This window comes from Lysinibacillus cavernae (assembly GCF_009724685.1).
Lineage (GTDB): Bacteria > Bacillota > Bacilli > Bacillales_A > Planococcaceae > Lysinibacillus > Lysinibacillus cavernae.
This window is the reverse complement of the sequence record NZ_WMEF01000002.1, coordinates 495,920-519,569: the sequence shown is the minus strand read 5'-3', so window position 1 is coordinate 519,569 and position 23,650 is coordinate 495,920. Positions and strand designations below refer to the sequence as shown.

Genomic DNA, 23,650 nt, shown 5'->3' with positions numbered 1-23,650 from the left:
GTATTACGCGATATCCTATTATCATTTTTGTGTGATTCTTACTTTTCTTAAAAAAATTCTGCGGTATTACGGACATAAAATTGTGTTGTAGCTAGCTCTTTACCATTTATTATGATGGCTAGCTTATGTTTACCTGGATAATGCTTACGGGTTGTCAAATCTTTAAAATGATGACTCTTTATATATCGGCGGCCTTCTTTTTCGAATATGCGTTCCGTCACTTTAAATAATTTTCTAGAAGTCGTTCCATTGGCTTTGACAAAATCAATCCCGTATTCCACACGGAGCTTCTGCGATTCAGAGGAATTAGTCTGAACGAAAAATGAAAAATTAAGCGTTTGCCCAATTTCCAAACTAACCTCTTCTAGCGATAATTCAGTAACTGACACATTTGGAGAGATTTCAAAACCAAGCAAGAAAAGTACTGCTGCATCTCCCTTCCTTAGTAAACCACGACATCCATGTTTAATAATCCAATTTGTAATGGAGTTCGCTCCATACCAGTTATGAGCGATATCTTTCACTAAATCTGGATGGTCTTTGGAAATATCATTCAAATTGTTAGCCACACTTTTCTGTACATACACAGAAGTATCCTGTTTAAGCTGGTTTAAGATCGGTAAAATGGGTGATGGATTCAATTTGAATGCTTGCAATATAGGCGCCCAAGGTAATCTTGGTCGGCACCCCTCGCTGGCTAACCGTCTGATATGATGATTGGGATGGCTCGCCCACTTCAGCATTTGATCCATCATCCTTTCTGGATCTTTTAATATGAAAGACCGAACAGCAAACTCTGAACTGGAGAATTGTGTAAATATCTCTAATGCATGAATGGAATCATGCCAATCATCTAATCCATTCACTTCCACAAAATCTGGAAAGAATAAGTATTCCACTCCAATACATTTAGGTGCAATGCGAGTCAAAATAGATAATGCATCACTATAGGACGTAGGTAAGGTCATTCGTAAAGAAGCACTAATATGTCTGATACGCTGTTTGAATTGTTCCTTTTCCCAGTGATCGTCGTAGATTAAACTCATAAACTTATGTGCATCGAAAGCAGGATATTCTAGTTTTACAATATGCGTAAATTTGTTGAAGAAATCCGGTGTGTATTTACCCGCAAATGTATCAGCCATGTTCTATTTCCCTTCTGTTAGCTAGTAATTCCATAGGCACTTAACAAACATCTACAAGTTCAAATTAGTCGGAATCAGATGTCTTAGCGTAATCTCCTTTGAATCGATCATCGACACAAAATTTTGAAACGCTGGTATAGACTTGAGTTGCTCCATTGCAGTCGATGCTCTTTCCATGTCGCACCAATATATGATGTCGGCCCATTGACTTTCATCTGCTGTATGTAGCAAAGTGCGCCCCTCGAATCCGGATACTTCGAATTTTAATACCTCGGTAAGTGCGGCAGCTGCTTGACAGAAACGATGCTTGTCAGTCCCCTGCTTTAGCTCAAATAATACAACTTCCATTACATAGTTTTGTTTTTCTAGTTCCATTTGTCGTCTCCTCCGATGTTCTTAATAAGGAAGTCAATGTAATTCCCGTATAGATTTCAAAGCTTCATAAATATTGACTTCGAGTTTTACTATACGGGATAATAGTGACAACTATTGGCACTATTAATTCATTTTTTGAAGAGGAGGAACTTTTTTATGCACAAAGCGCAAAGACTTATTCAGCTCATGATGAAGGTCAATGAACGTAAAAAATTTACCATTCAGGAGATGGCACAAGAATGCGGTGTTTCACGCCGAACAATGATTCGCGATTTAATGGAACTGAGTGAACTTGGTGTACCGCTTTATTCTGAAACTGGACCCAGTGGTGGTTATCGTGTTTTACGTGAAAAAGTGTTACCGCCAATCAGCTTTACTGAACATGAGGCAATCGCATTGTTTTTTGCTTGCCAATCGTTACGTAATTACAAAGCACTCCCCTTCAAAAACGAAGTGAATACAGCATTAGATAAATTTTTCCACTATTTGTCGAGTGAATTAAAGAAAAAGATTGAAAGTATGCAACAACGCCTTATATTTTGGGTGCCTCCACATGAGTTACATGTTCCATTTTTAAAGGAACTACTTGAAGCTGCACTGGATCAACATGTCGTCACGATCCTGTATGAAGCTTCTACTAGCAAAAGTAGAGTAATTCAACCTCTCGGAATTTATACGATGAATGGGTTATGGTACTGCCAGGCCTATTGTTTTTTAGCAGAGGATTATCGAGTGTTTCGTGTAGATAGAGTGAAGGATTTTTCTTTAGACGCAGACCAAAGTTTGAAATTAAATATGGCGAATGAGCACATAAGGTCGTGGATCATGCCAACAAATGAGGAAACTATGTTAGACCTTGAGGTAGATTTAACACCAGAGGGAGTAAGACGATGTCAATCAGAAGTTTGGTTATCCCAGTGGCTTAACCTGCGAGAGGATGGCTTTGGTACGATACGTACAAAAATGAACACTTCGTTTACACCATGGATCGTCCATTTTTTCCTAGGCTTAGGCATAGAGGCCAACGTAAAACAACCTCAGGTAGTACGGGAACAAATAAAAAGCAAGTTACAGGAACTAATCAAACAATACGAATGAAGATATCTTGAGGAATCGTTTTTCAGTTACATAATTTAGCACTCTACAGGGATCTTTTTATATTTTGACATGACGACAAAAATCAGTGCATGGGTTACTCCTATTTTAAGGGTTCACGGGGTTTTAGGAATACATATGCTTTAATGCTACGTGGAACAAGATGGTTTACAGAACGCTACGTCCAATTTTTTAAAACTAGAAAAAAGTTTTTCAAGAAGTACCTTTTCAAAGCAAGCAAAAAATCCTATATATAAGTATTGGTACTAGCGTTGATAAAAACCAAACTTATTCCTGCTAGAATGAAAACTTCGCACACTTGACTTTCCCCTGCACGGGAAACTGTATACTTTCATTACGTTATAGATTGGAGGTGATATTTTGTTTAAAATCAGTGAGTTTTCCAGGCTAAGCAAAGTATCCTTAAAAACATTGCGTTATTATGATCAGATTGGCATATTAAAGCCGAGAAAGGTGGATCATGACACAGGCTACCGTTATTATTCAGCAGACCAGCTTCTTGAGCTCAACCGAATCTTTATCTATAAGGAATTGGGGTTTACCTTGCCACAAATTATACATTTGCTCCACGAAGAGATTACGTTGAAGGAAATCCAAGGGATGTTTAAGCTGAAAAAAAGTGAAATTCAGCAAATTATCGATATGGAACAAGCCAAGCTCGCCCGGATTGAGGAGCGTATGCAACTTATAGAAAGAGAGGGGCAAGTGGAATCAGAACAAGAAATCAGGATTAAAGCAGAAGGTGCTCAGCAGTTCCTTTCTTTGAAAGCGCGCGGGAGAGAAGAAGACATTCCAGACCTATTTCGTACATTTAATCAATTATTAACTAAGGAAACTCGCCAATTGACTCAAAGTCCTAAGGTCGTTTTATGGAAAGAAATTGATGAAAAAGAGGATGAATTTGAATTTGAAGTCGGTTATTTTTTAACTCGGGAGCTTCCATCATTCCCAGATACATTCCAACTACGGACTCTGCCTCCTGAGCCGATGATGGCCACAATGGCCTTTCGTTCGGATTCTAACTTTGCTTGTACAGCCTGTGTTGATTTAGCTAAATGGATTGTGAAAAATAACTATCAGATTAAAGAAAACGAACCTGGTAGGGAAATATATTTGCCATTATCTACAACACAAGATGCACAATTAATGGAAATACAAATTCCAATTATAACAAGCTAACTGGAGGAGTGAATTGAGTTGAAAGGAAATCTGATCATCTATGTTCTAGCACTTGCTGTTTTTCTAATCGGAACTGTTGAATACATTATTACAGGAGTAATTGAAATGATCGCGGTAGACTTTGGAGTAACTATTTCTGAAGCGGGGTTGTTGGTGACTGTATTTGCCCTCGCTGCAGCCATTGTCGCTCCAATTCTAATCGCCCTAACGATTAATGTGGACCGTAAAAAGTTGCTCATGGTAACGCTTTGTGTGTTCATTGTCAGCAATGGACTGATGTTTATAAGCCCTTCTTATGAAATCGCACTATGGATACGAATTATTCAAGGAGTTAGTGGAGGAATCGCTACAGTTGTAGCCATGGCAGTAGCCACTCGACTGGTTGAAAAAGAAAGAAGAGGCCGTGCTATTGGCATTATTTTGATGGGCCTAAGCAGCTCACTTGTGCTAGGGGTACCGATCGGCACATATTTTAGCGAGATGTTTGGATGGAGAGTTTTGTTTATTTTGATTGGTTTATTAACCATTCTTCCATTGCTAATCGTCTATCAAAAGGTTCCGGTAATCAAGGAAAAAGAAACGGTTACCATCAGGATGCAGCTCTCCATTCTAAAAGATTCAAAAATAGTAACTGCCTTGGCTATTACATTATTTTATATAGGTGGATATGCTACTCTATTCACTTATATTACGCCTTTCTTGCAAGCCACATCCACTCTTTCCATAACCGAAATTAGTGGCATTCTATTCCTGGCTGGCATTTGCAGCTTCGTTGGATCAAGAGTGGGCGGGCAATTGGCAGATGCAAGGGGATCGAAATTCACAATTTACCTCGGACTGCTGTTACAAGGAGCAACGCTCTTTCTATTCGCTCTAGCGGGTGTCCATCTCTTTGTATTGATCTTGATTTTAATGATTTTTATGTTGGCAACATGGAGTATTTCCCCTGCACAGCAACTATTTCTGGTCACACTGGTACCTCGAAATCCAGACATTGCCCTAAGCATAAATACTTCCTTCATCCAATTTGGTTTTGCGCTGGGATCTGGATTAGGCGGGCTTGTCATCAGCCATACCTCTGTCCTGAATTTGAATTGGGTAGGTTTGGGTGCTGTAAGCATCGCTTTACTTCTTGCCATTTTGCTATTCAAAAAAATAAATAGTGGGTTTGAGACCGCCGTTATTACTAAAGAAAACTAGTAATAGCCCCAAATCTTCCTACACCCTTCCTTTATGTATATTGAAATACTCGACTGAAAATCGATATATTCAACAATAGAGGTAGGGTGTTTTTTATAGCTCAAGGATTTAGAAATATCGTGCTGCCCTTTTACCTTCTCTCTATTTCTTTAGGCTTCAGCTACATTTTTTACACGTTCTAAAAATTCAATGATTACTTTTTCAGAAGCAAACAATAAAAATAATTTTACAAACCACTTTAAAGCACGATTAGTCGCCGTATATTTTAACAAGGTCTTATTATTATCTATTTCACTTAGTTCATAACAGGCTGTTATTTCAAACATATTAGCAAGTGTAAAACCTACTTTTAGCTTTTTCTTATGAGGTGTATTCAAATATTCTAATGTTTCTATATCATACTCCTCTATCCGTTTTCCTTCTTTATATTTTTGACGATATACACTTCCAACCACTTCGTCAGTTATTTTAATCGGTTTGTGTTCAACTACTTGAGGCATGATTTTTTGCATATTTTCTTGTGAACCATCAAATAGCATCCAAACTTGTTCAATTGGAGCATTTATTTCTATTTCTTTTGTCCATTGTTTCATCTAAAAGCACCTCTATCAACATTATTTACACAAAACTAGCTTTCATCTAATGTGCACTTATTCTTCTTATCCAACCAATTTTTTTTGTATCGGGAATTCTAGTCTTAAACTATTCTACCCTTTTATAGTCATGATTTACATTTAAATGTTTAACTTTTTCCTTCCTTACTCTATTTAACGGAATAAGGCATTATTATTTGTTCCTTTCCATGATAATGTATTCCCAAAATAGGTTCTAAACAACAATAAAAGAGCATCATTCTTACATGTGAATGATACTCCTCTAAACTGAAACTAGCATAATCTTGTTTTTCTATATTTGAAGAACGTTGAAATTTCTCAACAACATCTCTATTACTTTTATCAGCACCACCTATTCCTTTGTTCCATTATTCATTTGGAAATTTTGGTAGATAAATTATGGCCTTAAATAAATCGCCATCTACTTGAACTATGAACTTTCCGTGCTGGATGTGAACAAGGCTTTCTGCAATAGACAACCCTAATCCGCTACCTTGACTTGATCTAGATTCATCTCCTCGTTTAAAGCGTTCCATTAGCTCATCGACTGAAATATTTAATTCGTATGCTGAAATATTTTTAAATGTCACGAGTATTTCATTTCCTAAATCTTCAACATCTATATATACCCTTGATGCAGGCAGTGCGTATTTAAAAATATTTGAGAATAAGTTTTCAATGGCGCGCCATAGGAGTTTACCATCAGCCTTCATATACACCTTTTCTTTTGGATAGGCTAACTTAAAATCTAATGAAGATGCTTCAATTTTTTCACCCATTTCTCCTACACCTTGCGTTAGTAATGATACGATGTCAATCCGTTCTAATTGAACAGGCATACTTCCACTTGAAGCTTTAGCAGCTTCAAATAAATCGTCCGTTAAGAGCTTGAGTCTTTTCGATTTTTGGTCTAATACGTCTACATACTCAGCAATCATGTCAGGGTCGTTTTCTATTTTTAATAAATCGACATACGTAATGATTGACGTTAAAGGTGTTCTGATATCATGGGAAACATTCGTAATGAGCTCTGTTTTTAAACGTTCGCTCTTGATCTCACTGTCCACCGACTTTTTTAACCCATCGGTAATGCTATTAATATTTGCTGCAAGTTGGCTAAACTCTCCTTTGCCATCTACTTCAATTCGATGATGAAGATCCCCATCCTTAATTTGCTCTACGCCCTCTTTAATGCGGTTAAATGACTTTACCTTTCTCATAGCAAACCAGGCAGCTAGACCCATAGTAACGGGAAACACGAAAAACGTTGCCGCAACTACCAATGGATAGCCAATGACAAGCAGCACGATTTTTACAGCCATACTGCCATTATCAAACACATTTTTTACCGAAAGAAAAACCTTTTTGAGAATTTGATAGATAAGTGTATGCTGAAAAAATGATCTATTTTTGATATGCTTTACGAGCGATAAAATCAACAGTAAGGCAATGCTAAAAATAGGTACCGTGAGGAGCATGTACATATCATGCAACACTTCAACAATCATTGCTACCCACATCGCTATTAAACAAACGACTATGACAATATTGAGATCGTTATATAGTTTGTCAATGACATGAAAATGAATTTCTTTATCTTTAAATGACGTTCTTCCAATAACCAAGATTAAATAAATGAATGATAAAATAAATCCTGCTAGAAATACAATGAACGCATTAAGAAATCTTTTGGCAAGCTCTTTGTCTTTTTCCCATTCCGACATTTTTTGTTGTAAATAAGAATCTTTAAACGCCACATAAATGACGTCTGTTTGTGGATTCAACTTTTCAACGTCTTGTGTAAAGTAATCCAAGTATCGACTTTCTTTCACTTCATTTGGATAAAGCTTTTGTTGATAATCCTCAAATAGTATATATGCACCAAATGATTCAAATTGCTCTTTCTTACTTAGTTTACTATTGGAGAATACATGTTCACCGTCACTTGCATAAAACACGATTCCTTCATATTCTTCTAGTGTGCTGAGTAACCGATAATATGCTCTTACTTGTTCTTGCATGTGCTCGTCTTTTTTACTAGTTATATCATCTGCATATTTTTCTTGATAGATACGCTTATTTTCCACTTCACTCAAATTCGAATCATAACTGTGTGAATAAAGGAATTCATCATATAAATTATCTTCGATTTCTCTAATTTCTTCTTTTGTTAGTGTCTTCCCGCTTAAAATATGCTCTTCACTTTTGTATTTTCCAATTAATTGCGCTACGGAGGCAATAAGGCTGTAACTTTCATCAGCGAATGCTCGACTTTCAAAATAATTATCTTGATTGATACTACTAAGATGAATCTCATTAAATTCTAGATTGATAATAACCTTCGCTATACCAATTAAACATACGATGGCAATCAGAAACACAACCACTTTCGTAATGAGTGCATGACTAATACTTCTCAATTTTCTCAACTTTATATCCAACTCCCCATACAACTTTTAAATACTTCGGCTCTTTCGGATTAATCTCAATTTTTTCTCGAATCTTTCGAATATGAACCGAAACCGTATTTTCTGGATTAATGGCCCTTTCATTCCATACCTTTTCATAAATCTCTTCAATGGTGAACACTCGCCCAGCATTTGTTGTGAGAAGCTTTAAAATTTTATACTGCACGGGTGTCAAATGAACCTCTTGTTTATCAACGGTAATGACTTTCTGTTCATCATCAATCATGAGCCCGCCCGTTTGCAGTACATAACTATCCACCTCAAGACTCCCAAATGTCGTATACCTTCTTAACTGCGATTTCACTCTAGCCACAAGTTCTAATGGATTAAACGGCTTGGCCATATAATCATCTGCTCCGATATTTAATCCGAGTATTTTGTCATGATCCTCCGACTTGGCAGAAAGCATAATTAACGGAATCATATTATCTTCCCGTATCTTCATCGTCGCTGTAATCCCATCCATTTTTGGCATCATAATATCCATAATAATTAGGTGAATAACATGATCTCGAATAAGGTCGATTGCCTCTATACCATTGTAAGCTTTGAATACTTGATAGCCCTCATTTTCTAAAAAAATGCTAATCGCTCTTACAATTTCTTTATCATCATCACAAATCAAAATGTTCAACTACATTCACTCCTCCATCTCTCTTGGCTCATGTGATCACCCCTATAGGATTCGTATAAGGATATAATACTAATTAAATCTTAACAAACGCGCACACCAATTCTTAAGATTTTCTTAGTGTTTTCCTATAGGCATTAAATATTGTTATGTCCATCCTCTTTAAATACGGCGTGGTTTGAAGAATTGCCTATATAATAAGTCTCCGTTACGTTAAAGTGAAATAAAATTTGTCTTTATTTAAAAATGAATAAATAAAAAGGATTAGATTCGATATATACCGAACCTAATCCTTACAAACGCGTTCTCTTTTAAACCCTATTTTGTACCACTCGCTCCAAATCCAGAAGTTCCACGGATTGTCTCCGTTAATTCATTTACTTCTACTAATTGAATGGACGGGACAAATTGAATAACCATTTGGGCAATACGCATTGATTTTTCTACTTTAAATGTTTCTTTACCATGATTAATTAAAATAACGCCAATTTCCCCTCTGTAGCCTTCATCTATTGTGCCTGGGCTATTAAGAACTGTTACGCTATGTTTTAATGCTAGGCCACTTCTAGGTCGAATTTGAGCTTCCGTTCCTTTAGGTAATTCAATCTGTATGCCTGTTTTAATTAGTTTGGATTCGCCTGCTGGTATCTCTGTAGCTTCAATGGAATAGAGATCCATCCCAGCATCCCCAGGGTTGGCTTGCATAGGTAGCATGGCATCAGCGTGAATTCTTTTGATTTTTACTTCTACGTTCATTTTTCTTCATCCTTAGCGATTAAAATTAAATGTGTCATCTGTAATTGGCGCTACTTTTGCTTTTGCATAGGTAGCACCCTTTTGTGAAAAGAAATCATATGTGGAGCCTTCATTACGAATTCCATTCATAACAATCGGATTAACTTCCTCTTCAGGGAACATTGCTTCAAAGCCGACATTCATTAATGCTTTATTTGCATTATAACGGACATAGGCTTTTACCTCAGGAGATAACCCTGTTTCCGCATAGATATCATCTGTATATTTCATTTCATTCTGATATAAATCCAGCAATAATTCATAACCCCATAATTGTAACGCTTCTTGTTTTTCTTTTGAAAATTGCTTAAATAGATTTTGAGCAAAAAATCCTACTGCAACACCATGGATGGATTCGTCGCGTAAAATAAGAGAAATAATTTCAGCACTGTTTCTTAGGAAACCTTGTCCTCCTAAGTACAGTGGGTAGAAAAAGCCAGAATAGAAAAGGAAAGATTCCAGCATAACGGAAGAGTACATCGCTTTCCATAGGCTCTCAGAATCGCCTTCTTCAATACCGTTATAAATATCTGCAATTTTATTCGCTTTATATTGTAGAAATTCATTTTTCTTTACCCATTCAAATAGCTCATCGATTTCTTCGTTTGTACAAAGCGTTGTGAATATATAAGAATATGATTTGGCATGGATCGCCTCAAATGCATCAAAAACGGTTAGTACAGCCTTCTCTTGTAAATCGTTAGTATAAGCGGCAACACGATTCATCCCTATATTTGTCTGAACAGTATCAAGTAAGGTTAATCCTGCGAATACTTTTTTATACGTATCTTGATGCTCAAAGCTTTTCCACTGTTTGATATCTTTGCTGACTGCAATTTCTTCTGGAAACCAAATTTGCTTCCATTGCTGGTCCCAGAATATTTGTGCAAGTTCACTCGTTGCCTTATTCCAGTTGACTGCCTCATATATTATATTTGACATGCTACACACTCCTCTAAGCTTTGTAATCGTTGACGAACATAGTAAACGGACTTAATCCCCTTTACCCATGCATAAATGTATACTTTGGCCAATTGTTCTGTTGTCCAATTGTCAGTTACATAAAGAGTCATTGAAATACCTTGGTCAACGTGTTTTTGAGAAGCTGCGTATAAATCAATTAAATCATAAGGGTCAACATCATAGGCCTCCACATATAAATGACTGTTGTCATTTGTTAAATGTGGCATTGGGTATATGGTTCTACTATCTGCATAATCACGAACTTCTACACGCTCTGTACATGGAGAGATTGAAGCCGTACAGCTACGGATGTACGAAATGCTGCCAGTTGGTGCAATAGCCAAACGATATGAATGAAATAGACCATATTGCATCACATCTTGCTTTAACATGTTCCACATCTTGTTTGTAATGATTGGTATATTACCAAGCGCTTTTAACACAACAGGCGATAGCTCTTCGTCAGTTTTATTTATATATTGTTCAAAATAGCTACCTGAAGCATAATCGCTGTCCTCAAATCGGTAGAAAGTTTCAGCTTTTTCTTTAGCCATTTCCATAGATGATTTGAGTGAATAATAGTTCATGGCCTCCATAAAGCGATCCATGAAATCAATAGAATCTTTCGAGCCATACAAGATGCCCTCAGTAACAAGATGTCCGTGGAGATTCATACAGCCAAGCCCTACTGAATGCATTAATTGATTTGCTTTTGCAACAGAAGGTACATTCTTGATGTGCGTCATTTGCGACACATTTGTTAATAGGTGCATAGCCGTATCGATTAAGGCTTCGAAATCATTCACTTTACTTGCTGCATGAATATCAATGGACCCTAAGTTACAGGATACATCTAAGCCATATTCGTTCGGTTGATCTTGATCTGTAATGACACTAGTTTCTTGAACTTGCAAGATTTCTGTACATAAGTTTGACATTTTTACGCGACCGATATTTTTTAGTGGATGCATTTTATTTACATTATCATCAAAAATTTCAAACGGATAGCCCGATTCAAATTGTGCTTTTTTCACCTCAGTATAAAGTTTACGCGCATTCAAACGTTTAATTTTACGAATTTTAGGGTTATCAAGTAGCTCATAGTACATGTCTGAAATTGAAATCTCAGACATACGTTTACCATATTCTTTAAAAATATCGTATGGACTAAATAATACAATATCTTTATCACGTTTCATCAGTTCAAAGAAAATACTCGGAATAATAATGCCTGTTGATAGTGTTGCAAGGCGAATTTTATCATCAGCATTTGGTTTTTTTGATGAAATGAAATTTTCTATATCTGCATGGAAAATATTTAAATAGACAACACCAGAGCCATTTCGTTGACCAAGTTGATTTGAATAACTGAAAGAATTTTCTAATAGTTTCGCAACAGGGATTACACCACTTGCACGATTTAGTATTTCTTTAATTGGATCACCTAAAGGACGTAAATCCGTTAAGTTTACCCCAACCCCACCACCTAGACGTGATAGCTCTAAACAATAACCAATATTTTCAGAAATGCTATTCATAGAATCATCCATTGATAATTTAAAACAACTTACTAATTCGCCACGGGCTTTCTTCCCACTATTTAAAGCAGTTGGTGTAGCAGGCTGATAGGCTTCCATCATCGCTTCAACAGAACGTTCTGCTAGCACTGTGTTCCCTTGCGCCAAATACAATGCAATAATGACAATACGGTCCTCATATTTTTCTAAGATTTCTTCCCCATCACGACTTTTCATGGCGTAGCTATCGTAAAACTTGCTAGCACTCATAAAGGATGGGAAGCGGAAATTATAATCATATGCTTTTTTGTACAACTGCTTAATAAATTCCATCTCGTACATGTCGATAAATGCCTTCTCATAGTAGCCCTCATCAACTAAATAGCGGATTTTTTCCTCGATATCTATAAAATAACGTAAACGTACGTTGACATACTCTAAAAAGTAGCGACGCGTAGCTTCACGATCCTTTTCTAACTCTAATAGCCCAGTTGTACTGTAACGATTTAGTACGTCATTATTAAGCTTTAAATAGGTTTTCATTTCATTACCCTCATTTCATAAAACGTTTGTATCGCTTCATAATCTGTTTGATTTCCTCGTAAGTCTAATTTCCTCACTAAAGGTACTTGATATGTAGTAGCAATTTTCTCACCTGCAGCGCCAAACACATGATGTCCGAAGTTACTATTGCCACTAGCAACTACTCCCTTACAAAAATCTCTGTTTTTTTCTAAAAAACGTTGCACTTTTGCTGGAATGTCACCTAATCCATCCGTGTACGTAATTAAAAGATAAGGCTTAGTTAATCGTAATTCCTCAGAGAGTTCGATAGATTCAGCCTTTAATTTGGATACAACATTTCGGACATTGCCTGTACGACTAGCGTAAACGATCATTGTGCAATCATCTCAATACGAGAAACAATTTCCTGTGCATCTCCTATAAATGTTGCATCCATTTCTAAAACGGGCACACTTAAAAAACCTGCATCAATAATTGTTTGCTTAGCTTGTTCATCGTGATCAATGTTAACAATTTCTGCTTCAAGTCCTGCACGTTGTAATTCAGATTTTACCCAAAGGCATTTTGGACAGATTGTTTTCGTATAAAGTTTCATAGAAATCCCTCTTTTCGTAAAATAAAAATAGGCTATCCCTTCTAGAGAGATAGCCTAAATGGAAACGTTAACATACTTAAAATACCGACGTTCCCATCTCTTAATCCCCGAAGAAATGATTAATTTGTTTATAAAGGCAGGTCTCCTGGCTTGCATCATTCTCTGATTTCCTTCCCATGCGAATGCACAGTGGTTTTTCAATCATCGTCAGCTTCACAGTTGCGGGGACAGCGTCGGTATGTACCGAACTTCCCTATTAAACTACATGTAGTAGTACCTTTATGAAACGAACACAATATGTAGTTGTTGTTCAATAGTCTTAAGTCTACCATCCTTCAAATAAAAAGTAAATCTAGATTCGAAACTTCTTTCATTTTTGATTATTTAGTATTTTGTGTTATGTGATTTAAGATAGGCTACACTAATTATTTATACCTAAACACATTGTATATTTTAAACTAAGTATGAATTTATCTGTTAAAATTTATTTATAGTAAAAGGCAAATACTTTGTGAAATACCTAAACTAATCTTTTTTTTAAGTTGTATTCATTATAGAAACAGCCTATATTCTAAAGAATAATAGACTGTTTTACACTTTGAATGCATATCAATTTATTTCAATAAATAGGGCCAATTCCTTATAAAATTTAGGTGTTGCTGCAGAATTTATATGAAAATGAGGATTATATTTGGATAAAAGTTTATGTAGTTTAGTAGCAGTTAAAAGATTCTGTTCTCTGACGTAAGACCTGAAACTATCGTAGACTTCTTTCACTTTCCCGTTTATGGAATGACAAAAGAAATGTTGTACATCTGCATCCTCTAAATAATCTATTTCCCATTTGTAACATATTAAATTTGTTAGGAAAAACATTTCTAATCCTGGCATTTCTCCACCCTTAATTAGCAGTGTCAACCCATAATCAAAGGCATTCTCTAACCATTTTATTCCGTGACGTTCCTTGTAAAAACGCAGTAACTTTTGTAAACCATGTCCTTGTTCTTTCACTAGGTAAGAGTGGATATTAGTTTTTGCAGCATTGCTTTCCCATTCATCAAGAGAAAATTTATGTTTTCTTATTAGCTTCATCCAAAGCTTTTGAAGTTTGTCTTCCGAAATATGTTGTGTTTGTTTATTCCATCTTAAAAAAATTTCTAAATTTTTTAATACCATACATCTCTCTAGCTCAAAATTATCCAAATTTCTATATAAGGTCAAAAAATATTCTGAAGGATTGATTAACTCATTTTTTTCAATAATTTTATTGTCGATAATGTCTTCAGATTTGTTTATTTTGTATGTCATTTAAAAGTTCACTTCTCTTACGATTTTTTTATCTATCATCATTTCCATTTCTCTATATGTAAATGTGCTTAATGAATATACTTGTAATCAAAAGTTGTAATGAAATAATGTGCTTACCAGCAAGTTTGTCCGAAATTTGCTGTTTTAATTGATTTTCATAATAAGAAATTGAATGTGATGTCATCTTGTTCACTCCTATTCGTTCATAAAAAAAAACATCTTTCCCTTATGGTTAAGATGCTAGTTATGACTGAAATACTACATAGCTTTGCAACCAATATAAAATAAGTCGTCTATCTTTAATAGAGACCCTTTTTTGGTTGTCACACTATGAGTATGATGAAGGTTATTTGTCACACTCAACACCCCCTATCCACGTAGGTTTTTGGCTGTATTAGACAAAGGCAGGTCTCCTGGCTTATGATCATCACACATTTTCCCTTCCCATTACTTCACATAACAGTGGTTTATAAAATGTGCTCCTAATTACAGTTGCGGGACAGCGCCGGATTTTCACCGTTCTTCCCTTTTAAACAAACTCGCGATGAATTTGTACCTTTATCCTATTATTCCGTTTTTTATAGTATATCATATTATACTTCTCTCGCTGTCTACTCACTATGAAAATAACTATATACAAGAAACCACCTACCTCTTAAATAGTAGATGGTTTAAATATAAGATTGTTTTACTTCATTACTGTCCCACTATTATCTTGAAAGAACTTTTCCATATCAGCATCTGTAAATTCAGCTAATGTTTTATAGAAATACTGTGGATTTCGATCCTTATCAATAACGACAGAACGTACGCCTTCAAAGAAATCCTCATGTTTTAAAAAGTTTTTAGCCAAAATTAAATCCGTTGAAAAACACTCTTCTAATGTTTTATTTCGCGCATCTATAAGCTGCTTTAACGTAATTTTTAACGATGATGGGGATTTAGACAGAAGCAACTCCTTTGTTTCTTGGGCAAATTCGCTTGGGTCATGGTCTAAGGATTCTACAATCTCCTCTACTGAATGTTTTGAGAAATGTTGATCAATCTCATTTAGCAGGCTCGCAAGTTTGCTGTTTGTTAATGGTTTACTTGAATAATCTTCAATTAATTGGTTTAGAGCTTTGTTAGTCTCCATTGTATGCCAATCTGTCTGTTCAATGCGTGTAAGGAATGTGTGTAAATGATCGCTCGTCATGTAGTAATCTGCGCCATTGGCAAAGAGAACATCCGCAGCTTGGATGACTGATGCAGTTAAGGCTAAGTAGTAGCCTACATACCCTGGTGCTTTATTTAAGAAATAGGCAGCTCCAACATCAGGAAAGAAGCCAATATTCATTTCTGGCATAGCCCATTTTGTTTGTTCCGTAACGATTCGGTGGCTAGTCCCATAGGATAAACCGACCCCGCCTCCCATAACAATACCATCAAGGCATGCAATTATTGGTTTAGGATAGTGATAGATAGCCATATCTACTTGGTATTCTTCCTCAAAAAAGACTTCAGCATTTTTGTAAGCTTCCTGATTGGATCGAGCTTTATAGAGTGTTTTAATATCACCCCCAGCACAAAAACCCTTATGACCAGCACCTCTTAGGATGATAAGATGGATTTGATCATTTGCTTGCCATTCCTTCAGTTTCTCTCCAATGGGCTTTAACATGTCAGTGGAAAGAGAGTTTAAAGCTATAGGGCGATTCAGCGTAATAGTTGCTGCGCCACCGTCACTGACCGAAAATAGTACTTCTTTTTCCATATTGGATTCCCCCTACGAATGTTTAAAATCTGGCTGTCGTTTTTCAATAAATGCTTGAACGCCTTCTTTGGCATCCTCTGTTAAAAATAGCTCAGCAAAGCGTGTTCGTTCAAGTTCCAGTCCTTTTTGGAGGTGATCTTTCCCGCCCTGAATGACACATTCAATTGTACGAGATACACTTGTCATACTTTTATTTTCAACAAAGGACTGAGCAATAGCTTTTGCAGTTGGCAAAAGTTCCTCAGGTTCCTTAACTAGTTGAATAATCCCTAATTGTAGTGCTTCGTCAGCACTTAACTGTTTGCTTGTTAAAATTAATTGTAGAGCTATTGCTTGATTCGTTATTCTACTAAGTCGTTGCGTACCACCGAATGTCGGCAGTAAACCGAGCTTTAACTCTGGTAAGCCAACAACGGCATTAGTTGAGGCGATTCTAAAATGGCATCCTAACGCTAGCTCTAGTCCTCCTCCAAGGGCTGGACCATTAATAGCAGCAATAACAGGCTTTTTCATGGCTTCAATTTCATCACATAGAGCTTGACCAGCCTCAGCCATTTGCATGGCTCTTTCCTGTTGCCCAAAGGCAGAAACAAATTCCTTAATATCTGCACCAGCGGCGAAAAATCGTCCAGAGCCAGTCACAATGATGGCGCTCGTTTCCTCGTCCACAGCTAGCTCTTTGAAAACAAGACGAAGATTTTCAATAGATGCTGATGACAAAGTATTTGCTGGTGGATGGTCTAAATGAATAATCGTGATAGAACCTTCTTTGCTTACGTTTGCAAATGTATCGACCATTACTGTTTCCCTCCTGTTTAGTAGAAATAACTTATAGCTTTTGGATTGTTGATCACACTTCTTGCAATCTCTCGCTTTTTCATAAAGAGATTCTGATGTAGCGGTATGTTTAGTTGTTGAATAGCATCTAGCCACGTTTTTCGAGTTTGTTCATTTGTTTCAGCAGCGCAAATAATGTCAATTGCATTTTTTTCTATTTTACGATAGCCTTCTTGACACAAGATTTCTGTCATCAAATGTTTCGTTTTTTCATATGCGATTTTTTCTGTTCTCAGTAAAGAACATTCCATAACGTAAATATCCTTTGCCATATCAGCCAACAGACGCATGTATTCCTGCTCTTGTTCCAGATGAATCTGTGCATCTGTAATGACAGCAATGACTATTTGCAATAAATAATTGGAAAGCTGGATATATTGCTGATTATTTTCCGCTGGTTCATATGCCTTTGGAGCATTATAGGTAGTAGGTGTCTGCACATACTTCTTATATAACATTTTTGCAATTGTTAAACGATTGATTTCGTTTGTTCCTTCAAAAATACGGCTTATTCTCGCATCACGATACAATCGTTCGATCTCGTAATCTTGCATATAGCCATATCCACCATGTATTTGTACAGCCTCATCAACAATTTTTCCAAGTGCTTCTGAGCAATTGACTTTATTGAGTGCGCATTCCAAAGCAAAATCGGCTATTTTTTGAACCATTGATTCTTTACTAGCTAACTCAATGGCATCATCCATTTCTCCAGCTGTCCGGTATGCAGCACTTTCAGCACCATAAATGAAGATGGCCATGTCAGCAAGTTTTTCTTGTATCATTGTAAAGTCAACGATCGACTTGTTAAATTGCTTGCGTTCCTTACCGTAATTCACAGCTAATTGAAGTGCCTGTTTGGCAGTTCCGATATTGGAGAAAGCAAGCTTTAGACGCGCCATATTCAATATATTCATAGCCACCTTATGCCCTTTTCCAATCTCGCCAAGGACATTAACTGTTGGTACAACGACATCCTCTAAAATAAGAGTTGCTGTCGAAGACCCTTTAATGCCCATCTTCTGTTCTTCCTGCCCTACAGATACCCCTGTAAAGGCACGTTCTACAATGAAAGCAGTCATTCCTTCGTTTGTTTTCGCAAAAACAACAAAGATATCTGCTAGTTGAGCATTGGTAATCCATTGTTTTTCACCGTTTAATACCCATGCTGAGCCATCCTCAGCCAAAATGGCATTTGTTTTGGGATGTAACGCATCTGAACCTGCGTCTGGCTCGGTCAGGGCATAAGCTCCAATCCATTCACCTGAAGCTAGCTTTGGTAGGTACCTCAGCTTTTGCGACTCGTCTCCAAAATAGACATAGGGTAATGTGCCTACTCCCGCATGAATGTTGTAAGATACACTAAATGAGCCGCCATGTCCCATTTTTTCTGCAACTAGCCCTGCTATTTTTTTATTGAGCGCCAGTCCTCCATACGCTTCGGGTATCTCGATAGCAAGTAAACCAAGATCACCTGCTTTTTGAAATAACTGACGAGTGATTTCATATTGATGCTGCTCAATAGCTGAAATATTAGGAGAGATATCCTGTTTAATGAAGAGTTCCGCCGTTTTTGCTATGAGCTCTTCCTCATCTTGAAAGTCCTCAGGTGTAAAGATCCCCATTTTGTCCTCAAGTTTATCCATGATAGCCCTCCTATTTTATTTCCTCTTTAGGTAAGATGGTTTTCGCCAACTCACTATCTAAATCTTCAAATTTGTAATAGGAAATGGTTTCATATAGTTCGCTTCTCGTTTGCATATCTTCAATAGCCTCTTTTTGAGTCCCTGTATTTTTTATTAAGTCAAACACTTGCTCATAGGCTTTGGCAGCTACTCTCATGGATGTAACGGGGTAAATAACCATTGAATAGCCCATTTTTTCAAATTCCTTAGCCGTATAATACGGTGTTTGTCCAAATTCAGTCATATTGGCTAATAAGGGAGCATCTATCTTACTTGCAAATTGTTTAAACTCTCTTTCAGTTTGGAGAGCCTCTGGAAAAATAGCATCTGCTCCTGCTGCTACATAGGTTTTAGCTCTTAAAATAGCCTGTTCTAATCCTTCTACAGACCTTGCATCTGTGCGTGCAACAATCACTAAGGTAGGGGCTATTTGTTTGATCATTTTAATTTTTTGTATCATTTCCTCTTGGGAGACGAGTGTTTTACCATTTAAATGGCCACATTTTTTAGGAAGATTTTGATCTTCTAGCTGGACAGCAGCAACTCCTGCCTCTACCATTTCGCGAGCTGTGCGTGCAACGTTCAATACACCACCAAAGCCAGTATCAATATCTACTAGCATTGGTAAATTAGTAGCTCGAATAATATCGCTCGCACGCTGCGCAACTTCATTTGAATAAATCATACCTAAATCAGGTAAGCCTCTACTGGCTGTGTAGGCAGCTCCAGAAAGATACAATGCCTCAAAGCCAACCTTTTTAGCCATTAAGCCAGCCATTGCATCATGAGCTCCTGGTATTTGTAAAATCGTTGAACGAGAGATGAGTGTTCGAAATTGTTCAGCCAATTGTTTTTGTGTTATCATTTCATTGACAATCCACGCCATCTATAAAGCCCTCCTAATAATCCATTTTGCCTCGGCATGATTGCGTGACATCCGTAGGCTTTAATTTCCTGAAAGAAGTTAAACAAATAGATTAATAAATTCATGAACGCCACTTTTTTCAAGAAGCTCTTTATCACCACAAATCTCATTAATTTTAATGAACTGTTTTTGAGAATAGTGTGTTCGAATGTTTTGCTGGAATTTTTCAATAATTTGAGGGAATGCTTCCTCACGACGGAAACGGTGTCCTAAAGGATATTCACACTCAATTAATTCAGATGATGTGCCATCTTTGTAATGAACTTGAACAGCATTGGCAATCGAGCGTTTTTCGGGATCTAGGTAATCGATTGTATATTGTGATTTTTCCACGACCACCATTTTCTTTCTCAAGTCATCGATACGTGGATCTGCGGCCACATCATCTTCATAGTGGTCTGCTGTAATGTCACCGTAAATGAGTCCAATAGCTGTAATGTATTGAAGACAGTGATCACGATCAGCTGGATTATTGAGAGGTCCTTCTTTATCAATAATTCGTATAGCGGATTCATGTGTTGTAATTTGAATGCGTTCAATGTCATGTAAGCGATTTTTCACTTCATGATGTAAATGAACGGCACATTCTGCGGCTGTTTGTGCATGAAATTCGGCTGGATAGGAAACTTTGAATAGAACATTTTCCATAACATAAGATGCAAGTGGTCTAGCAAGCTTTAATTCTCGCTTATTAAAGAGCACGTCTTGGAAACCCCAGCCCGGTGCAGATAAAGCTGTTGCATAGCCCATTTCGCCTTTCACAGCCATCATTGCTAAGTGTACGGCCCTGCTCGTTGCATCACCAGCAGCCCATGATTTTCTAGAACCCGTATTCGGTGCATGGCGATATGTTCGTAGGCTTGAATTATCAATCCAAGCATTTGATAAGGCATTGACAATTTCCTCATGAGTGCCACCTAATGCCTTTGTCACAACAGCTGTTGTCGCAATTTTGACAAACAGAACATGATCTAACCCAACGCGGTTTAAGCTATTTTCTAATGCTAAAATGCCTTGGATTTCATGGGCCTGTATCATCATTTCTAAAACATCTTTCACATTCATAGGCTCTTTACCTTCTGCAACACGCACGCGACTCAAATAATCGGCCACAGCTAATATGCCACCTAAATTATCAGAAGGATGCCCCCATTCAGCTGCTAGCCAAGTATCGTTATAATCTAACCAACGAATCATACAGCCGATATTGAAAGCTCCTTTAACTGGGTCAAGAATATAGGAAGTTCCGGGAACACGTGTACCATTGGGAACGATTGTACCTGGTACTACTGGACCAAGAAGTTTCGTGCATTCAGGATATTGCAAGGCCAAAATGCCACAACCTAAAGTATCTAATAAAACGTAGCGTGCCGTTTCGTATGCTTCTTCACTTGTTATTGTTGTATTTACTACATAATCCGCAATATCTGTAAGTAATTGATCTGTTTTAGATATGTCATTTGTTTTAATCATCTATATCTTCCTTTCAAGACGTGAGTTTGATATACTAGTATGCTGATGGGCATTGGTCAGAATGCCCATCAGCTCAATGGCGAGTAGTTAAAACTTGATTATACCGACAATTCTTCAAGGTTATGACGCTCGCCAATATAATTGACACGAGGTCTAAATAATCGATTATTGTCATGCTGCTCGATCACATGAGCACATAAGCCAATCGTTCGTGAGCCAAAGAAGATGGGTGTATAGATTTCAATCGGCAACCCAAGCATGTAGTACACTGGTGCTGCATAATAATCTAAATTAGGGTACAACCCCTTCTCCTGTACCATCACTTTTTCACCAGCTTCACACATGTGATATAAGCGGTCATCTCCTTGCTCCAAACATAATTTGTGCAAAGCCTCTTTCATAATTTGTGCTCTTGGGTCCATCTTTTTCATATAGACACGGTGACCAAAACCCATAATCTTTTCTTTATTTTGTAGTTTGTTTTTCAGCAAGCTTTCAAAGCCTTCTACCGTTTTGGCTTCTAGAAGCATGTACATAACTGCCTCGTTGGCCCCTCCATGTAAATTCCCCTTCAATGATGCGACAGCTCCTGTTAAAGCACCATACAAATCAGATTGTGTAGAGGCAATGACACGAGCCGCAAACGTCGAATTTGGCATCTCATGCTCACTATATAAAACAAGTGACTGATCAAAAATCTCTTCTTCTAACGTAGTTGGTTTTCTGCCAGTAATCATGGTATAAAAATTGGCACTATAGGAAAGTTGGCTATCAGGCTCAACAACATTTTGTCCATTTAATACACGATAGCTGTTTGCTACAATGTTGGGCATACCACCTAAAAGTCTGTATGCTCGCGACAAATTCATTTCAGTCGAACGATCATTGATGTGCTGATCATAACCTGCCAAAACAGAAATGCCTGTTCTAAGCCCATCCATCGCATGTGTCCCGTTAGGCAATAGCTTGAAAATTTGAAATATCTCTTGTGGAACCTGATAATTGGATTTTAAAGTGTCCTGTAAGTCAGCCTGTTGCTCGGTTGTTGGTATTTCTCCATGTAACAATAAGTAGACAATGTCTAGATACGAATATTTTTGTGATAGTTCAATCAAGTCATAGCCTCGAATAACTATTTGACTTCCTACAGTGTCTAAAAAAGAGAGCTTTGTTTCTGCGGCGATGATTCCATCAAGACCTGGTGAATAAGTTAACTCCATTTAACGACCACCCCTTTGTTTAATTATTCTTGTAAGCGTTACCATTCAAACACGAAAGAACAACAAAAAAACAACTTCTACCCTTTTCTAGAAGTTGTTAATCTACAAAAGCATGACAGCTCAAAAAAACAGTGAATTTACATGAATTCACAATCATCATGCAGTAGCTAACACCTCCCTATCCTCGTAGGTCAATTGATGCTTATTTAGTGGCAGGTCTCCTGACTTATGATCAACGCTACAATAACACCTTCCCATTTTTGAAAAACAAAACAGTGGCCTTGTTATAGAGCTCCTAAATACAGTTGCGGGACAGCGTTGGATTCTCACCAACTTCCCTTTTAATCAAATGAAATCAAATTCATTTGAACCACCAAAATTTAGCATATTCAATTTGTCTTTTTACCTTAACATAGAGTTTTCAAAACAATCAATATAGGTAAAATTCAGAAAAGACTGATTATAAAAAGCTATTTTTCATTTTTGACGAACTATTCTTCATTTCTTAGCATTATTTTGAATAAAAAAAGATTGTTATTTCATACCAATGAAGCTATTTTGAAGCTTATACGTAAAATAGAGGTATTTTATTTAGGGAAGGCGAATAGTTTTTTATGACATAAATGAGGAGGCGAATATGGGGTATATTTCAGAATTAAGAAAACACATCGGTAGTAGACCTATTATAAGCATTGGGGCGACAGTTCTTGTGGTCAACGATGACAAGAAAATTCTCTTTCAACATCGTTCAGATACATTGGATTGGGGATTACCTGGAGGCTCAATGGAACTTAATGAGACGTTAGAAGAAGTTGCTGCTCGTGAGCTCCATGAAGAAACAGGACTAGTGGCCAATAAATTTGACTTGATCGGTGTTTTTTCAGGACCAGATTATTATTTCCAATATCCAAATGGGGATGAAGTCTATACAGTCATTCATCTGTATATTGCGAAAAATGTAAGTGGTGTATTGGACATGAAAGATGGCGAGAGTTTGAACCTTACATATTTCAATAAAAACGAGCTTCCAGAAAATCTTGAAAAGAGAACAAAAACGTTATTAGACCATCTAGGGGACAAATTGTGGGATTTATTGTAGTCCTTTTCGTATAAAAATGTTTCAAGCTTTCCACATCTAGCATCATTGGTAATAAAAAGGCTACTTGTGCTTGAATAATTTTAAGCTTTTTCTAAAATGGCAACTTGTAAAGGCATATCAAGACTTGCTTTTGATTCTTTGGTAATAAACATAACCTACTCAATTTTATTGAGTATAATTAAAGTCTTGGAATAATGAAACGACAGAAGACCAGGTACATTACCTGG

Annotated in this window: 21 protein-coding genes and 3 riboswitches; of the genes, 4 read left to right on the top strand and 17 right to left on the bottom strand. The window is 36.9% G+C overall.

Features of this window, described 5'->3' with window-relative positions:
- Positions 1-47: 47 nt before the first annotated feature.
- Positions 48-1,145 (bottom strand): DNA alkylation repair protein, encoded by a 1,098-nt coding sequence (locus GJU32_RS07000; protein WP_155591214.1) that lies wholly within the window; start codon positions 1,143-1,145, stop codon positions 48-50.
- Between the two features lie 51 nt (positions 1,146-1,196).
- Positions 1,197-1,520 (bottom strand): hypothetical protein, encoded by a 324-nt coding sequence (locus tag GJU32_RS06995; RefSeq protein ID WP_155591213.1) that lies wholly within the window; start codon positions 1,518-1,520, stop codon positions 1,197-1,199.
- Between the two features lie 156 nt (positions 1,521-1,676).
- Here GJU32_RS06995 and GJU32_RS06990 point away from each other — a divergent pair, with 156 nt between their 5' ends.
- From GJU32_RS06990 to GJU32_RS06980, 3 genes are all read left to right on the top strand, one after another.
- Positions 1,677-2,618 (top strand): helix-turn-helix transcriptional regulator, encoded by a 942-nt coding sequence (locus GJU32_RS06990; RefSeq protein ID WP_155591212.1) that lies wholly within the window; start codon positions 1,677-1,679, stop codon positions 2,616-2,618.
- Between the two features lie 378 nt (positions 2,619-2,996).
- Positions 2,997-3,815, top strand: a complete 819-nt coding sequence (locus GJU32_RS06985; protein ID WP_155591211.1) for a MerR family transcriptional regulator — start codon at positions 2,997-2,999, stop codon at positions 3,813-3,815.
- An 18-nt stretch (positions 3,816-3,833) separates the two neighbouring features.
- On the top strand, positions 3,834-5,015 hold the full coding sequence (locus GJU32_RS06980; protein WP_155591210.1) for an MFS transporter: 1,182 nt from the start codon (positions 3,834-3,836) through the stop codon (positions 5,013-5,015).
- A gap of 149 nt (positions 5,016-5,164) precedes the next feature.
- Here GJU32_RS06980 and GJU32_RS06975 read toward each other — a convergent pair whose 3' ends face one another.
- From GJU32_RS06975 to mmgD, 15 genes are all read right to left on the bottom strand, one after another.
- Positions 5,165-5,608, bottom strand: coding sequence for an SRPBCC family protein (locus GJU32_RS06975; RefSeq protein ID WP_155591209.1), 444 nt, complete (start codon positions 5,606-5,608; stop codon positions 5,165-5,167).
- A 389-nt stretch (positions 5,609-5,997) separates the two neighbouring features.
- Positions 5,998-8,058: a HAMP domain-containing sensor histidine kinase gene (locus GJU32_RS06970; protein WP_155591208.1), complete on the bottom strand. Its 2,061-nt coding sequence runs from the start codon at positions 8,056-8,058 to the stop codon at positions 5,998-6,000.
- Complete coding sequence (locus tag GJU32_RS06965; protein WP_155591207.1) at positions 8,036-8,731, bottom strand: response regulator transcription factor; 696 nt, start codon at positions 8,729-8,731, stop codon at positions 8,036-8,038. Before GJU32_RS06965 ends, GJU32_RS06970 begins: the two co-directional genes overlap by 23 nt.
- 315 nt (positions 8,732-9,046) lie before the next feature.
- Positions 9,047-9,484, bottom strand: a complete 438-nt coding sequence (gene dut, locus GJU32_RS06960; protein ID WP_155591206.1) for a dUTP diphosphatase — start codon at positions 9,482-9,484, stop codon at positions 9,047-9,049.
- A gap of 12 nt (positions 9,485-9,496) precedes the next feature.
- Entirely contained in the window at positions 9,497-10,465 is a 969-nt protein-coding gene (gene nrdF, locus GJU32_RS06955; protein ID WP_155591205.1) for a class 1b ribonucleoside-diphosphate reductase subunit beta, read from the bottom strand.
- Positions 10,453-12,546, bottom strand: a complete 2,094-nt coding sequence (gene nrdE, locus GJU32_RS06950; protein WP_155591204.1) for a class 1b ribonucleoside-diphosphate reductase subunit alpha — start codon at positions 12,544-12,546, stop codon at positions 10,453-10,455. The genes nrdF and nrdE overlap by 13 nt, the downstream gene beginning before the upstream one ends.
- Positions 12,543-12,902 (bottom strand): class Ib ribonucleoside-diphosphate reductase assembly flavoprotein NrdI, encoded by a 360-nt coding sequence (gene nrdI, locus GJU32_RS06945; protein ID WP_155591203.1) that lies wholly within the window; start codon positions 12,900-12,902, stop codon positions 12,543-12,545. Before nrdI ends, nrdE begins: the two co-directional genes overlap by 4 nt.
- Positions 12,899-13,123 (bottom strand): glutaredoxin family protein, encoded by a 225-nt coding sequence (locus GJU32_RS06940; protein ID WP_155591202.1) that lies wholly within the window; start codon positions 13,121-13,123, stop codon positions 12,899-12,901. Before GJU32_RS06940 ends, nrdI begins: the two co-directional genes overlap by 4 nt.
- Before the next feature lie 118 nt (positions 13,124-13,241).
- A riboswitch (cobalamin riboswitch) is annotated at positions 13,242-13,419 on the bottom strand.
- A gap of 313 nt (positions 13,420-13,732) precedes the next feature.
- Positions 13,733-14,431, bottom strand: coding sequence for a hypothetical protein (locus tag GJU32_RS06935; protein ID WP_155591201.1), 699 nt, complete (start codon positions 14,429-14,431; stop codon positions 13,733-13,735).
- Between the two features lie 386 nt (positions 14,432-14,817).
- A riboswitch (cobalamin riboswitch) is annotated at positions 14,818-15,006 on the bottom strand.
- A 113-nt stretch (positions 15,007-15,119) separates the two neighbouring features.
- Positions 15,120-16,184 (bottom strand): enoyl-CoA hydratase/isomerase family protein, encoded by a 1,065-nt coding sequence (locus GJU32_RS06930; protein ID WP_155591200.1) that lies wholly within the window; start codon positions 16,182-16,184, stop codon positions 15,120-15,122.
- A gap of 12 nt (positions 16,185-16,196) precedes the next feature.
- Positions 16,197-16,982: an enoyl-CoA hydratase-related protein gene (locus tag GJU32_RS06925; protein ID WP_155591199.1), complete on the bottom strand. Its 786-nt coding sequence runs from the start codon at positions 16,980-16,982 to the stop codon at positions 16,197-16,199.
- 17 nt (positions 16,983-16,999) lie between these two features.
- The gene (locus GJU32_RS06920) at positions 17,000-18,667 is read right to left on the bottom strand and encodes an acyl-CoA dehydrogenase family protein (protein WP_155591198.1); all 1,668 of its coding nucleotides are present in this window, start codon (positions 18,665-18,667) and stop codon (positions 17,000-17,002) included.
- A 10-nt stretch (positions 18,668-18,677) separates the two neighbouring features.
- Positions 18,678-19,592 (bottom strand): methylisocitrate lyase, encoded by a 915-nt coding sequence (prpB, locus tag GJU32_RS06915; protein ID WP_155591197.1) that lies wholly within the window; start codon positions 19,590-19,592, stop codon positions 18,678-18,680.
- A 78-nt stretch (positions 19,593-19,670) separates the two neighbouring features.
- Positions 19,671-21,104 (bottom strand): bifunctional 2-methylcitrate dehydratase/aconitate hydratase, encoded by a 1,434-nt coding sequence (locus GJU32_RS06910; RefSeq protein WP_155591196.1) that lies wholly within the window; start codon positions 21,102-21,104, stop codon positions 19,671-19,673.
- A 98-nt stretch (positions 21,105-21,202) separates the two neighbouring features.
- Complete coding sequence (gene mmgD, locus GJU32_RS06905) at positions 21,203-22,324, bottom strand: citrate synthase (RefSeq protein ID WP_155591195.1); 1,122 nt, start codon at positions 22,322-22,324, stop codon at positions 21,203-21,205.
- Between the two features lie 194 nt (positions 22,325-22,518).
- Positions 22,519-22,714: riboswitch (cobalamin riboswitch) on the bottom strand.
- Positions 22,715-22,961: 247 nt separating this feature from the next.
- Here mmgD and GJU32_RS06900 point away from each other — a divergent pair.
- On the top strand, positions 22,962-23,423 hold the full coding sequence (locus GJU32_RS06900; protein WP_155591194.1) for an NUDIX hydrolase: 462 nt from the start codon (positions 22,962-22,964) through the stop codon (positions 23,421-23,423).
- Positions 23,424-23,650: the final 227 nt, after the last annotated feature.